Below are 13,196 nucleotides of genomic sequence, written 5' to 3'. Positions count from 1 at the left end.
CGGATGGACCAGAACTGACGGGGCGTTACCATGTGGCGCCCCGAAACCGTGCGCGCATCCGGCGGTTGACGCGTGAAGGTTTTGTATTAGGGTGAGCGCGTTCCTGCCGCCCGTCCCCGTGCGGCACGGTGCCCCAGGGAGGCTCCCCGCCGATGCCGGATCCAACATCGCGCATGACTGCACGTCAGCTCGACGTTCTTCCGTTGCGCGCCGATCGCCCCACCCAGTCGGCGCGGCACTCCGAGCAGGTGTCGGACGTGCCCGGATTTCACACCACACGGGTGGAGAAAATGCCGTCATTTTCCTGATTCCGGCGGCCGCGAACCGATTTTTCAGCGCTCACGGCAGCCACCGGACCCCACCGTTCTGACAATGGCTTTCCCTTATGCTGATGACGATTTCACGTGTACCGGGTGATGCCCGGTGAAATTCTCCCCACGTTCTTCGCGGGGCGCTGACAAGCGCCGGGGGGAGGCTGGAACCGATCCGTCCGTACCGGCATCAGGGCCGGAAAACGCGGCGGATCCACCCGCTCCCGCGCCGCCCCCTCCCCCATCGATCCCACTCCCCGAGCTCGTTCCGCTGACGCCCGACGAAATCGCGTTGATGCGCGCCAGCGTGGCCGTGGTCGGCCCGTTCGCGGGCGAGATGACGGTGTACTTCTACGCCATCCTTTTCACCCGGTACCCCCAGGTGCGCGGGCTGTTCCCGGACAACCTGGACGTCCAGCGCGACCGCCTGCTGCGCGGGCTGCTCCACATCGTCGACCTGGTCGACGATGCGGAGAACCTGGTGCGCTTCTGCAGCCGGCTGGGCAAGGACCACCGCAAGTTCGGCGCCCTGCACGGGCACTACCCCGCGGTGGGTGAGTGCCTCCTCGCCGCGCTCGCCCGCTACGCCGGCCCGGCGTGGAGCCCGGAACTGGCCGCCGCGTGGACCCACGGCTACGGCGTCGTCGCCCAGGTGATGATGCACGCCGCCGACGAGGACGCCCTCAACAGGCCCGCGATCTGGCAGGCGGAGGTCGTCCACCACCTGCATCGCGGCCACGGGATCGCCGAGATCACCGTGCGCCCCGACGGCCCCTACCCGTACACCGCGGGCCAGTACGCGAGCATGGAGACGCCCTGGCAGCCCAAGGCCTGGCGCTACTACTCGCCCGCGCACGCCCCGCGCTCCGACAACACCCTCACCTTCCACGTGCGCGCGGTGCGCCAGGGCCAGGTCAGCCGGGCCCTGGTGTACAACGCGCGGCCGGGCGACGTGGTCCGACTGGGGCCCACGCAGGGCGAGATGACGCTCGATCCGGGCAGCGACCGCGATCTGGTGTGTGTCGCCGGGGGGACGGGCGTCGCGCCGATCCGCGCCCTGGTCGAGCAGGCCGCCCGCAACGGGATCAAGCGCTACGTGGACGTCTTCGTCGGCGCCCGCACCGCCGAGGAGCTCTACGGACTCGACGACATGCTCCGCATGTCCCAGCGCCACCACTGGCTCTCGGTACGGGCCGCCGTCTCGCACGAGCGCATCGCCGGGCTGGAGGGCACCCTGCCGCGCGTGCTGGGGGAGTTCGGGCCCTGGTACGAGCACGAGGCCTTCCTGTCCGGCCCGGTCGACATGGTCACCGAGGCCACCGCCATCCTCGCCCGGCAGGGCGTCCCCCAGGAGCGCATCCACTTCGACCCCTTCGACGTCCCCGCGCTGGAGGCCTCGCTGCGGTCCCGGCAGATGACGGATCCGGCGGCGGAGTGAGCAGCCCGGCCGCGTACGGCGGGCGTCGCGCGCACGAACCCCCGATCAGGAAAGACCCACCTGTGTACTCCTCCGGTCCATCCGCTGCTCCCCGGCGCCGCCCGCCCGGGCACGACGACGTCCTGGACGCCGCCGCGACCTTCATCCGCCAGTTCGCCACGGAGAACCCGGGTGCCACCGACCCGCGGCGCAGGATCGCCGAGGTCGCCGCGGAGGTGAACCTGCACGGCACCTACGTGCACACGCCCGAGGAGCTGGCCTTCGGCGCGCGGGCGGCCTGGCGCAACTCGGCGCGCTGCATCGGCCGCCTGTACTGGAACAACCTGACCGTGCGGGACCTGCGGCACGTCGAGGACCCGGACGACATCGCCGAGCACTGCTTCGAGCACCTCCGCCTCGCCACCAACGGCGGCCGCATCCGCCCGGTGATCAGCGTTTTCGCCCCGGACCGCCCGGGCCGGCCGGCGTCCACCCTGCTGGGCGAGCAGCTGGTGCGCTACGCCGACGACCCGCGCAGCACGCATCGGGTGGCGCTGGCCAAGGAGTTGGGCTGGAAGGGCGGCGAATCCCCCTTCGAGGTACTGCCGTTGATGGTGCAGCCCGGCTCCGGCCGCCCCCCGGAGTTCTACGAGATACCCGAGGACGCCGTGCTGGAGGTGCCGTTGACGCATCCGCACCACCCGGGGTTCGCCGCCATGGGCCTGCGCTGGTACGCGGTGCCGGCCGTCAGCGACATGTCCCTGGAGATCGGCGGGGTGATCTACCCGGCGGCGCCCTTCAACGGCTGGTACATGGGCACGGAGATAGGTTCGCGGAACCTGGGCGACACCGACCGCTACGACTGCCTGCCCGCCGTCGCCGCCCTGTTCGGCCTCGACACCGGCAACGACCGCACCCTGTGGCGGGACCGGGCACTGGTCGAACTCAACCTGGCCGTACTGCACTCCTACGAGCAGGCGGGGGTGACCATCGCCGACCACCACAGTGAGTCCACCCGCTTCCTCGCCCACGTGGAGCGCGAGGGCAGGCGCGGACGCCCCGTCCCCACCGACTGGAGCTGGATCGTCCCGCCGCTGTCGGGCTCGGCCACCGCCGTCTTCCACCGCTACTACGATCCGCCGGACCCGGAGCTGCGCCCCGCCTTCGTCCACCGCGCTCCCGCGGCGCAGGCGGCCACCTGCCCCTGGGGCTGATCCGCCGAGCCCCCGGCCCGCGCCGCGACCCTCCTCACGGCCTGCCGCACGAGCCGCGCCACGACATGACGAAGGGCTCCGCCCGGCGGAAGCCGGGGGAGCCCTTCGTCACGCGCTGAGGCGCGAGTGGATCAGGCGCGAGTGGATCAGACGCGGGCGAATCGGAGACGCGGGCGGATCAGTGGGAGCAGCCGCTGCACTGGCAGGGGCCGCCGGACTGGCAGCCGCAGCCGCAGCCCGAGCCGCAACCGCAGGCGGACACCAGAGGGAGCGGGGTGCGCAGCGGCGGCGCCGTCTCGGACGCTGAGCGGTCGCGAACGGGTGGTGGGGTGGGGGACTGCGGCATCGGTGACACCCTCCTCATGCTGGCGTGACCACCAGTGAACCCGGCGCGTTCCGGTGTTTCAAGGGCGCACGAGGGCATCCCGGGCATCCACCCCCGTCGCGCGCGCCCCCTCCGCACGGGCGCGCGCGGCCACCCGGGCTCCCGCGCCTCCTGGCTCCCGCGCCCTCGCGCTACGCGCCCTCGGTGGGCGACGGCGCCGGGCTCATCTCGTCCGCGTGCTCGCCGGTCACCAGGTAGACGACGCGCTTGGCGACGGAGACCGCGTGGTCGGCGAAGCGCTCGTAGTAGCGGCCGACCAGCGTCACGTCGACCGCGGTCTCGATGCCGTGCTTCCAGCGGTCGTCCAGCAGGTGCTGAAAGAGGGTGCGGTGCAGCTCGTCCATGCGGTCGTCGTCCGCCTCCAGCTGGAGCGCGTCGTCGACGTCCTTGGTGATGATCACCTCGGCGGCCTTCGCCATCAGCCGCTGCGCGAGCTGGCCCATCTCCAGGATGGTGCTGTGCAGGTCACGCGGTACGGCCGACTCCGGGAAGCGCAGCCGGGCGAGCTTGGCCACGTGCCGCGCGAGGTCGCCGGAACGCTCCAGGTCCGCGCTCATCCGCAGGCTCGTCACCACGATCCGCAGATCGGTGGCGACCGGCTGCTGGCGGGCGAGCAGGGTGATCGCGCGGGTCTCCAGCTCGCGCTGGAGGTCGTCGACCTTCTCGTCCGCCGCGATCACGCTCTCGGCGACCTTCAGGTCGGCGTCCAGCATCGCGGTGGTGGCCCTGCCTATCGCGGACCCGACCAGGCGGGCCATCTCGACCAGCCCGTCGCCGATCGAGTCGAGCTCCTCGTGGTATGCGTCCCGCATCGCTTTCCTTCCGTACAGGCCGAGGGCACCGCGTTCCGCGGCCGTGGCCGAAACGTGTGCACAGAGGCTTCTCCTCCAGCTCACACGCTGATGGGTGTACGCGTCCCGGCCGCGCCTCGCAGGTGAATCCAGACCTTCCTCAAGGTGAACTCTTGGCAACGTACATCCGAGAGCTCGCTCGCGGGGTTGTAAAGCAATTGAGCAGGCCACCTAACCTGTAGCTGTGGACGTGAACGCGGCAGTGGCCGCAGCCAGCGCGATAGCCGGTCTTCTGACCGGCGCCAGCGCCGTACTCGCGTTCCGGTGGAGCGAGCGGGAACAGGCCCGCCCTACCCGCAAAGCGCTACGGACCGACAACATGACCGCTGTACTTCCGCCCGGGGTGGACACCGTCCTCTCCGTGCTCCGTTCCTCGGCCGTCGTCCTCGACGAGGGCGACACCGTGGTGAAGGCCAGCTCGGCGGCGTACGCCCTCGGGCTGGTGCGCGGCGGCCGGCTGGCCGTCGACCAGATGCTCCAGATGGCCCGCGAGACCCGCAGGGACGGTGAGATACGGCAGGTCGAGCTGGACCTGCCGCGCCGGGGCGCGGGCCGGGGGGAGGGGCAGGCGGTTTCGGCCAGAGTCGCGCCCCTGGGATCGCGGCTGGTGCTGCTACTGGTGGAGGACCTCACCGAGGCCCGCCGGATCGAGGCGGTGCGCCGCGATTTCGTGGCGAACGTCAGCCACGAGCTGAAGACCCCGGTCGGCGCCCTCTCGCTGCTCTCCGAAGCCGTGATGGACGCGGCCGAGGACCCCGAGGCGGTGAACCGCTTCGCGGGCCGGATGCAGATCGAGGCCACCCGGCTGACCAGCCTGGTCCAGGAGATCATCGACCTGTCCCGGGTCCAGGACGACGACGCCCTCGTCGACGCCGAGCCGGTCGCCGTGGACGACCTCGTCGCGGAGGCGGTCGACCGCTGCCGCCAGCCGGCCAACTCCAAGCAGATCATCATGGCCACCGGCACCACCCCCGACCTCTTCATCTGGGGCAACCGCGGCCAGCTCGCCGCCGCCCTGGGCAACCTCGTCGAGAACGCCGTCAACTACAGCCCCGCCCGTACCCGGGTCGGCATCGCCGGCCGCCGGATCAGCGCGGCAGGCGGCGACCTGATAGAGATCTCCGTCACGGACCAGGGCATCGGCATCTCCGAGCGGGACCGCGAGCGGGTCTTCGAGCGCTTCTACCGGGTCGACCCGGCGCGCTCGCGGGCCACCGGCGGTACCGGACTCGGCCTGTCCATCGTCAAGCACGTGGCCGCCTCGCACGGCGGGGAGGTCACGGTGTGGAGCGCCGAGGGACAGGGCTCCACCTTCACCCTGCGACTGCCCGAGGCAGGCCGCGGCCGACCCGCCGAACCGGAGACCGGGTCCGACCGACCCGATCGATCCGTCCCGTCCGGCCGATCCGATCAGGACGAGCCGTACGACGACCTTGTCGACGAAGAGCCCACGGACGACAAGCTCTTCCAGACCCTCCCCGAACACATCCCCGCCCCGGAGGTCCTCCCGTGACCCGCGTACTCGTCGTAGAGGACGAAGAGTCCTTCAGCGACGCGCTGTCCTACATGCTCCGCAAGGAGGGCTTCGAGGTCGCGATCTCCGCGACCGGGCCCGACGCGCTGGACGAGTTCGAGCGCAACGGCGCCGACCTGGTACTGCTCGACCTGATGCTGCCGGGCCTGCCCGGCACCGAGGTCTGCCGCCAGCTGAGGCTCAAGTCCAATGTCCCGGTGATCATGGTGACCGCCAAGGACAGCGAGATCGACAAGGTGGTCGGCCTGGAGATAGGTGCCGACGACTACGTGACCAAGCCCTTCTCCTCCCGGGAACTGGTTGCCCGCATCCGCGCGGTGCTGCGGCGCCGGGGCGAGCCGGAGGAGATCTCCCCGGCAGCCCTGGAGGCCGGGCCGGTGCGGATGGACGTGGACCGCCATGTCGTCACCGTCGGTGGCGGCAAGGTCGACCTGCCCCTGAAGGAGTTCGACCTGCTGGAGATGCTGCTGCGCAACGCCGGGCGCGTACTGACCCGGATGCAGCTCATCGACCGGGTGTGGGGCGCGGACTACGTCGGCGACACCAAGACCCTCGACGTCCACGTCAAGCGGCTGCGGGCGAAGATCGAGCCGGACCCGGGGGCGCCGCGCTACCTGGTGACGGTCCGCGGCCTCGGCTACAAGTTCGAGCCGTAAACCGCTCGACCGCCTGCCGTACGGGACGGAGCGGTAAGGGGCTCGACACCCGGTGTCGAGCCCCTTACCGACGCATGCCTAACGGCGCGCTGCCCCGTCAGCCCTCACAACTGCCCTCACGCCCCCGCGGTCGCGGTGGAGGTCGGCGTCGCGGTGCCCGACGGCTTGCCGGTGGGGGTGGAGGTGCTGCCCGGATTCGTGCTCGTGGACGGGCTCGCCGGCGTGCTCGGCGTGGTCGGCGCGGCCGTCGTCGGCAGCGCCCCCGGCCCGTACGGCGCGAAGTAGCGGGTCGCCGGCGTCACGTTGACCTGCATCTTCACCGCACCGGCCGCGCTGAAGGAGAAGACCGCCTCCTGGACGTCGCCGTCGCGCAGCGACTCGTTCCTGCCCGGCAGGACCGCGGCGGGGTTGCCCTTGCCGCCGAGCAGCACGCTGCTGTGTGCCGGCACCGTGATCGTCGGTCCGCCGTCGGTGCCCTTGAGCTGGGCCGTGGTGGTGCCGGCGATCTGCACGGACTGGAGGCTCTGCGCGGAGGAGCCGTTGTTGAACAGGCGGGCGGTGATGGTCGCCGGCCCGCTCGGATCGGTGAGCACGAAGGCGTTCTGCACCTTGACGTTGCCCGTCGACCCCGAGTCGCTGTCCGGGTGAACGCCCAGTGTCGCGGCGTCGTTGCCGGCCGAGCAGGCAGCGGCGAGAGGCGCGAGCGAGAGCGCGAGTACGGCGGCGACAGCGCCGCGACGGATGCTGCGGACCACGGCGGCGGCATCTCCTTGGGCAGGTAACGGAAGATCTTCCAGCGCGCTTACATTACCGACGCCACCGCCCCGGGCTTGCACCGGCCCCGCCTTTAGGGCGCGTTGATTACCCGGGCGCCCCAAGATCGGCGGCGGCCTTTTCCATGATCGGGCAAAAACTGATCTTCGGACGGCCGGTAAGGGCCCCACCGGCCCGAACGGCGTAGCGAGGATGCACTCCTGCGAGAGTGACAAATACGGACGTATCGCCCCCTGTTCGGGGGTGTTCGGGGCCGTAACGGGTACGTTTCGGTCGTGGTTCATACCCGCTCCGACCTGCGAAGACCCCCTCGAAGTCGCCCCCTCCAGCACGTTCCGGGGGCGCTTGTCAAGCCCCGAGATATGCCCTGACCTGCGGAAACGCCATTCAGAAGACGCCGTTCCCGTGTTACCCTGGATAGCCACGGAAGGGGTACCTGTCACATGACGTTCAAGGTTGGCGACACCGTGGTCTATCCCCATCACGGGGCCGCGCTGATCGAAGCGATCGAAATTCGCCAGATCAAAGGCGTGGACAAGACCTACTTGGTGCTCAAGGTCGCCCAGGGCGACTTGACGGTGCGCGTGCCCGCGGACAATGCGGAGTTCGTCGGCGTGCGCGACGTGGTCGGTCAGGACGGTTTGGACCGGGTCTTCGAGGTGCTGCGGGCGCCGTACACCGAGGAGCCCACCAACTGGTCCCGCCGCTACAAGGCAAATCTGGAGAAGCTCGCCTCTGGCGACGTCATCAAGGTCGCGGAGGTTGTGCGCGACCTGTGGCGGCGCGAGCGTGAGCGCGGCCTGTCGGCGGGCGAGAAGCGCATGCTCGCCAAGGCGCGTCAGATCCTGGTCAGCGAACTCGCACTGGCCGAGAACACCAACGAGGACAAGGCCGAGACTCTGCTCGACGAGGTCCTCGCGTCGTAAGACCGTCCTCGGACGTTCTCGTGTCGCGTACCTGACGGTGTGAGACCCCACGCCGCCCCATGTGACGTACCGACTTACGCAGACGCACCCCCGGCCACCACTGGGGGACACTGCCGCGGCACCCGGTCGAGCAACAAGGCCGGGTGCTGCGGCATGCTTATGCCACGGCATGCCTCGCGTGCCGTACGAGCGGGGCTCCTCCGGAGGTCACGGAAGGGATCCGGAGGAACACCGCGCCAGGCACTCTGAGTGCGATACCCATCTGACACAAGGACACAAACCTGCGTACCGCCGCTGTCATTCCCGCCGCCGGACGTGGTGTCCGGCTCGGCCCCGGCGCGCCCAAGGCGCTGCGCACCCTGGGCGGGGTGCCGATCCTCGTCCACGCGGTGCGCGCGATGGCCGCGGCCCGGGCCGTGCAGGTCATCGTCGTGGTCGCCCCGCCCGAGGGAGCCGCCGAGGTCAGGGCGCTGCTCGACGCCCACGAACTGCCCGAGTCCACCGCCGTCACCGTGGTGCCGGGCGGCGATTCCCGGCAGGACTCGGTACGGCTGGGCCTGGCGGCCCTGCCCGACGACGTCGACGTGGTCCTCGTCCACGACGCGGCCCGCCCGCTGGTCCCCGTCGAGACCGTCGAGGGCGTCGTCGAGGCGGTGCGCTCCGGCGTGCCCGCCGTCGTCCCCGGCCTTCCCCTGGCCGACACCGTCAAGAGCGTCGACCCCGACACCGGAGCGGTGACCGGCACCCCGCAGCGCTCCCTGCTGCGCGCCGTGCAGACCCCGCAGGGCTTCGATCGGGCGCTGCTGGCCAAGGCGCATGCCACCGTCTCCGAGGACGTCACCGACGACGCGAGCATGGTCGAGCGGCTCGGCGTGACGGTCCGGGTGGTGCCCGGCCATGAGGAGGCGTTCAAGGTGACCCGCCCGCTGGACCTCGTGCTGGCCGAGGCCGTACTCGCCCGCAGGAGGGCCCATGGCCACTGACGCGCACCCCGCCGAGTCGTACCCGGCGGGCCTGCCGGCGCTGCCGCAGGTCGGCATCGGTACCGACATCCACGCCTTCGAGGAGGGCCGCGAGCTGTGGTGCGCGGGCCTGAAGTGGGAGGGCGAGGGAACCGGCCTGGCCGGGCACTCCGACGCGGACGTCGTCGCGCACGCCGCCTGCAACGCGCTGTTCTCCGCGGCCGGCCTCGGCGACCTCGGCGCGCACTTCGGCACCGGGCGGCCCGAGTGGGCCGGCGCGTCCGGGCTGACGCTGCTGGCGGAGGCCGCCCGGATCGTCCGCGCCGCGGGCTTCGTGATCGGGAACGTGGCCATCCAGGTGGTCGGGCAGCGACCCAAGATCGGGAAGCGGCGCGAAGAGGCGCAGCGAGTGCTGGGCGCCGCCGTCGGGGCGCCGGTCGCGGTCAGCGCCGCCACCACGGATGGGCTCGGCTTCACCGGGCGCGGCGAGGGGCTCGCGGCGATCGCCACGGCGCTGGTCGTGCGGTCCGGCGGCCCCGACGCGTCCTGACGGTCACCGGCCCCCGCGGTCCGCGGGGGCCGGTAACCGCGCGGTACGGGAAAGTCCGGACGGACCGTTGCACGGCCCCGCGCCCACTACCCTGGTGGCGTGACTATTCGCCTGTACGACACCAACGCGCGCCAGGTTCGTGATTTCGTCCCGCTCACGCCGGGCTGTGTCTCGATCTACCTGTGTGGCGCCACCGTGCAGGCGGCTCCGCACATCGGCCACATCAGGTCCGGCCTGAACTTCGACATCATGCGGCGCTGGTTCCGCTACCGCGGCTACGACGTGACCTTCGTGCGCAATGTGACGGACATCGACGACAAGATCATCAAGAAGGCGGCCGAGCAGGACCGCCCGTGGTGGTCGATCGGGTACGAGAACGAGCGCGCCTTCACCCACGGCTACGACGTGCTGGGCTGCCTCCCGCCGTCGTACGAACCGCGGGCCACCGGCCACGTGCCCGAGATGATCGAGATGATGCGCGGCCTGATCGAGCGCGGCCACGCCTACGAGGCCGACGGGAACGTCTACTTCGACGTGCGCTCGTTCCCCGACTATCTGGAGCTGTCCAACCAGGAGTTGGACAACCTGCGGCAGCCGGAGGGCGAGGGCGAGACCGGCAAGCGCGACCCGCGCGACTTCGCGATGTGGAAGGCAGCCAAGCCCGGCGAGCCGTCCTGGGAGACCCCGTGGGGCCGCGGCCGGCCCGGCTGGCACCTGGAGTGCTCGGCGATGGCCCACAAGTACCTGGGCACCGTCTTCGACATCCACGGCGGCGGCATCGACCTGATCTTCCCGCACCATGAGAACGAGATCGCCCAGGCCAAGGCGTACGGCGACGAGTTCGCCCGCTACTGGGTGCACAACGCGTGGGTCACTATCGCCGGCGAGAAGATGGCCAAGTCGCTCGGCAACTCGGTGCTGGTCTCGGAGATGGTCCGGCGCTGGCGGCCGATCGTGCTGCGCTACTACCTCGGCACCCCGCACTACCGGTCGATGATCGAGTACAGCGAGGAGGCCCTGCGCGAGGCCGAGTCGGGTTTCGCGCGGATCGAGGGCTTCGCGCAGCGGGTCGTGGAGATGGCCGGTCCGGTCGAGCCGGCCGCCGAGGTGCCGCCGGCCTTCGCCGAGGCGATGGACGACGACATGGGCGTCCCGCAGGCGCTGGCCGTCGTGCACACCACGGTCCGGCAGGGCAACAGCGCGCTGACCGCCGACGACAAGGAGATGGCGGTCGCGCGGCTGGCCGAGGTCCGTGCGATGCTCGGAGTACTGGGCCTCGACCCCCTCGATCCGCACTGGAGCGCCTCCGAGGGCGGCGACGACCTGCACGGCGTCGTCGACTCGCTGGTCCGGCTGGTGCTGGAGCAGCGGCAGTCCGCGCGGTCCCGCAAGGACTACGCGACCGCCGACGCGATCCGCGACCAGCTCGTCCAGTCCGGTCTGGAGATCGAGGACACCCCGACCGGCTCCCGCTGGACCCTCAGGGGCTGACCCTCCGGACCGGCTGCCGAAGCCGGGCTCCCGAGGCGGCCGCACACGCGGCGGCTCCGGGGGACCGGCCCACGGGGGCCCAAAGATCTTTGCAGCGTTTGACCGAAGAAGTGAGAGTGCCCCATGGCCGGCAACAGCCAGCGCAAGAACCGCCGTACGTCCAACAAGAAGGGCGCCACGGTCGGCAGCGGCGGCCAGCGCCGCAAGGGCCTTGAGGGCAAGGGCCCGACGCCGCCGGCCGAGGCGCGCAAGGGCCACAAGAAGAACCGGGTCGCCGGCGCCCAGGCCCGCCGGGCCGTGTCGGGGCAGTCCCGCCGTCCCTCGGGCCGCGGGGCCAAGTCGACCGCGGAGATGGTGGTCGGCCGCAATCCGGTGGTCGAGGCGCTGCGCGCCGACATCCCCGCCACGGCCGTCTACATCCAGCAGTACATCGAGAACGACGACCGGGTGCGCGAGGCGGTGAAGCTCGCCACCGACCGCGGCGTGCCGCTGCTGGAGGCGCCCCGGCCGGAACTCGACCGGATCACCGCGGGCCTGAACCACCAGGGCCTGGTGCTCCAGATCCCGCCCTACGAGTACGCCCACCCCGACGACCTGGCCGCCGCCGCGGCCGAGCGCGGGGAGGACCCGCTGATCGTGGCGCTCGACGGCGTCACCGACCCGCGCAACCTGGGCGCCGTGGTGCGCTCGGTCGCCGCCTTCGGCGGGCACGGCGTTGTGGTGCCCGAGCGGCGCGCGGCGGGCATGACCGCGGGCGCGTGGAAGACCTCCGCGGGCACCGCCGCCCGGGTCCCGGTGGCCCGCGCGACGAACCTCACCCGCACGCTGGAGGCCTACCAGAAGGCCGGGCTGACGGTCGTCGGGCTGGCCGCCGATGGGGAGATGGAGCTCCACGAGCTGGAACTGCTGGGCGGCCCGGTGGTCGTGGTGGCCGGCAGCGAGGGCAAGGGCCTGTCCCGGCTGGTCGGCGAGACCTGCGACGTGCGGGTGCGGATTCCCATGCCGGGCGGCGCGGAGTCGCTCAACGCGGGCGTCGCGGCGGGCGTGGTGCTGTACGAGGCGTCGCGCCGCCGCGCCTGAGCGGGTTCGGCGTTCGAGCACGGCTTCGGGTGAGCACGGGCTTCGGGTGAGCACGGGCTGAGCGCGGGTTTCGGGTGAGCGCGGGGCGGGGCCGGCCGCGAGGGCCGGCCCGCCGCCTGCGGGACGTTGCGGACACCCCTAACAGGGGTACTCCCACTTCCGGGTGATCGCGCGCAGCGGCTCCGGGACCTCCTCGGGGCTCGGCATCGCGCGTGCCACCTGGACCTTGCCGGACTTGATCTTGTCGCTCCAGTCGCCCATCCGGACCTGGAACGGGCCGTGGTCCTGGCGCCCGTACCGCAGCATTTTCGGGGTGAACTCGACGCCCAGGAAGGCGCAGAGCCGGCGACACTCCGCCTCGGGGTCGGCGGTCAGGTCCTCGTAGCGCACGGTGAGGCCGTCGAGCGTGCTGCGGGCGGCGTCGACCTGCTCGACGTAGCGCCGGATGTGGCGCACCGTCCAGTCCATGCCCTTGTCGGGGCGGGAGTCCATCTGGGAGGCGACCACCGAGGCGGGGTGGCGCAGCAGGAAGATGAACCGGCCCCGGGGCCACGCCTCGTGCAGCCGCTGCCACTGGTCGGCGTTGCCCGGGGTCTTGTCGACGATCACCTTCTTCTCGCTGCGCACCAGCTCGCGGTGGAGCACCCGGTCCCACAGCAGATGCTCCAACTCCCGGTGGTCCAGGTCGAGCAGCTCCATCGCCCGCTCGGTGTAGGACTCGCCGTAGCTGAGCTTGAGCGTGCGCAGGTGCATCTCGTGCGGGGCGCGGATGTCGGGGTGGGTGTTGAGCAGCACCCGCAGCAGCGTGGAGCCCGAGCGGATCGAGGAGATGACGAACACCGGGTCCTGCACCAGGCGGGTGGCCTCGGGGCCGAGGACCGGCGGTGGCGCGGTGATCACCCGCCGGGCCTTGAGGCGGACACGCCGGGCGAGCCGGCGTACTCGGGGGTCGTGCAGGATCATCGCACCGCTCCTGGACCGGGACTTGGCTTGCCACCGCATCCTGGTGGGCCTTTCTTGGTGTCGTCTTGGTGACGCCATGGTA

General features: G+C 71.3%; 12 protein-coding genes. 9 read left to right on the top strand and 3 right to left on the bottom strand.

Annotated features, from left to right (window positions below; translation table 11 throughout):
• Positions 1 to 606: 606 nt before the first annotated feature.
• Together C4U44_RS31785 and C4U44_RS31780 are read left to right on the top strand one after the other, a co-directional pair.
• Entirely contained in the window at positions 607 to 1,749 is a 1,143-nt protein-coding gene (locus tag C4U44_RS31785; protein ID WP_103889526.1) for a globin domain-containing protein, read from the top strand.
• Between the two features lie 62 nt (positions 1,750 to 1,811).
• Positions 1,812 to 2,942, top strand: a complete 1,131-nt coding sequence (locus C4U44_RS31780; protein WP_407642919.1) for a nitric oxide synthase oxygenase — start codon at positions 1,812 to 1,814, stop codon at positions 2,940 to 2,942.
• A gap of 516 nt (positions 2,943 to 3,458) precedes the next feature.
• On the opposite strand, the gene phoU is transcribed toward C4U44_RS31780, so the two are convergent.
• A complete protein-coding gene (gene phoU / locus C4U44_RS31775) occupies positions 3,459 to 4,139 on the bottom strand; it encodes a phosphate signaling complex protein PhoU (protein WP_103889525.1) in 681 nt (226 codons plus the stop codon).
• A 223-nt stretch (positions 4,140 to 4,362) separates the two neighbouring features.
• Here phoU and C4U44_RS31770 point away from each other — a divergent pair, with 223 nt between their 5' ends.
• Together C4U44_RS31770 and C4U44_RS31765 are read left to right on the top strand one after the other, a co-directional pair.
• Positions 4,363 to 5,691 carry a sensor histidine kinase gene (locus C4U44_RS31770; RefSeq protein ID WP_103889524.1) on the top strand — a complete coding sequence of 443 codons (1,329 nt, stop codon included), beginning with the start codon at positions 4,363 to 4,365 and terminating at the stop codon, positions 5,689 to 5,691.
• Positions 5,688 to 6,368, top strand: coding sequence for a response regulator transcription factor (locus C4U44_RS31765; RefSeq protein WP_031525271.1), 681 nt, complete (start codon positions 5,688 to 5,690; stop codon positions 6,366 to 6,368). The genes C4U44_RS31770 and C4U44_RS31765 overlap by 4 nt, the downstream gene beginning before the upstream one ends.
• 116 nt (positions 6,369 to 6,484) lie before the next feature.
• Here the strand turns inward: C4U44_RS31765 and C4U44_RS31760 are convergent, their stop codons facing one another.
• Complete coding sequence (locus C4U44_RS31760) at positions 6,485 to 7,123, bottom strand: DUF461 domain-containing protein (RefSeq protein WP_103889523.1); 639 nt, start codon at positions 7,121 to 7,123, stop codon at positions 6,485 to 6,487.
• Positions 7,124 to 7,585: 462 nt separating this feature from the next.
• Here C4U44_RS31760 and C4U44_RS31755 point away from each other — a divergent pair, with 462 nt between their 5' ends.
• The 5 genes from C4U44_RS31755 (at position 7,586) to rlmB (ending at position 12,151) form a co-directional block, all read left to right on the top strand.
• Positions 7,586 to 8,068 (top strand): CarD family transcriptional regulator, encoded by a 483-nt coding sequence (locus tag C4U44_RS31755; protein ID WP_103889522.1) that lies wholly within the window; start codon positions 7,586 to 7,588, stop codon positions 8,066 to 8,068.
• A gap of 281 nt (positions 8,069 to 8,349) precedes the next feature.
• Entirely contained in the window at positions 8,350 to 9,051 is a 702-nt protein-coding gene (gene ispD, locus C4U44_RS31750; RefSeq protein WP_103889521.1) for a 2-C-methyl-D-erythritol 4-phosphate cytidylyltransferase, read from the top strand.
• Positions 9,041 to 9,580, top strand: coding sequence for a 2-C-methyl-D-erythritol 2,4-cyclodiphosphate synthase (ispF, locus tag C4U44_RS31745; protein ID WP_103889520.1), 540 nt, complete (start codon positions 9,041 to 9,043; stop codon positions 9,578 to 9,580). The genes ispD and ispF overlap by 11 nt, the downstream gene beginning before the upstream one ends.
• A 99-nt stretch (positions 9,581 to 9,679) precedes the next feature.
• Positions 9,680 to 11,071 (top strand): cysteine--tRNA ligase, encoded by a 1,392-nt coding sequence (gene cysS / locus C4U44_RS31740; protein WP_103889519.1) that lies wholly within the window; start codon positions 9,680 to 9,682, stop codon positions 11,069 to 11,071.
• Between the two features lie 123 nt (positions 11,072 to 11,194).
• On the top strand, positions 11,195 to 12,151 hold the full coding sequence (gene rlmB / locus C4U44_RS31735) for a 23S rRNA (guanosine(2251)-2'-O)-methyltransferase RlmB (RefSeq protein ID WP_103889518.1): 957 nt from the start codon (positions 11,195 to 11,197) through the stop codon (positions 12,149 to 12,151).
• A gap of 138 nt (positions 12,152 to 12,289) precedes the next feature.
• Here the strand turns inward: rlmB and C4U44_RS31730 are convergent, their stop codons facing one another.
• Positions 12,290 to 13,114: a sulfotransferase family protein gene (locus C4U44_RS31730; protein WP_103889517.1), complete on the bottom strand. Its 825-nt coding sequence runs from the start codon at positions 13,112 to 13,114 to the stop codon at positions 12,290 to 12,292.
• Positions 13,115 to 13,196 lie beyond the last annotated feature (82 nt).

This window comes from Actinacidiphila yanglinensis, assembly GCF_900107965.1.
GTDB lineage: Bacteria > Actinomycetota > Actinomycetes > Streptomycetales > Streptomycetaceae > Actinacidiphila > Actinacidiphila yanglinensis.
The sequence above is the reverse complement of the archived record's forward strand: the minus strand, read 5'-3'. Positions and strand labels throughout refer to the sequence as shown.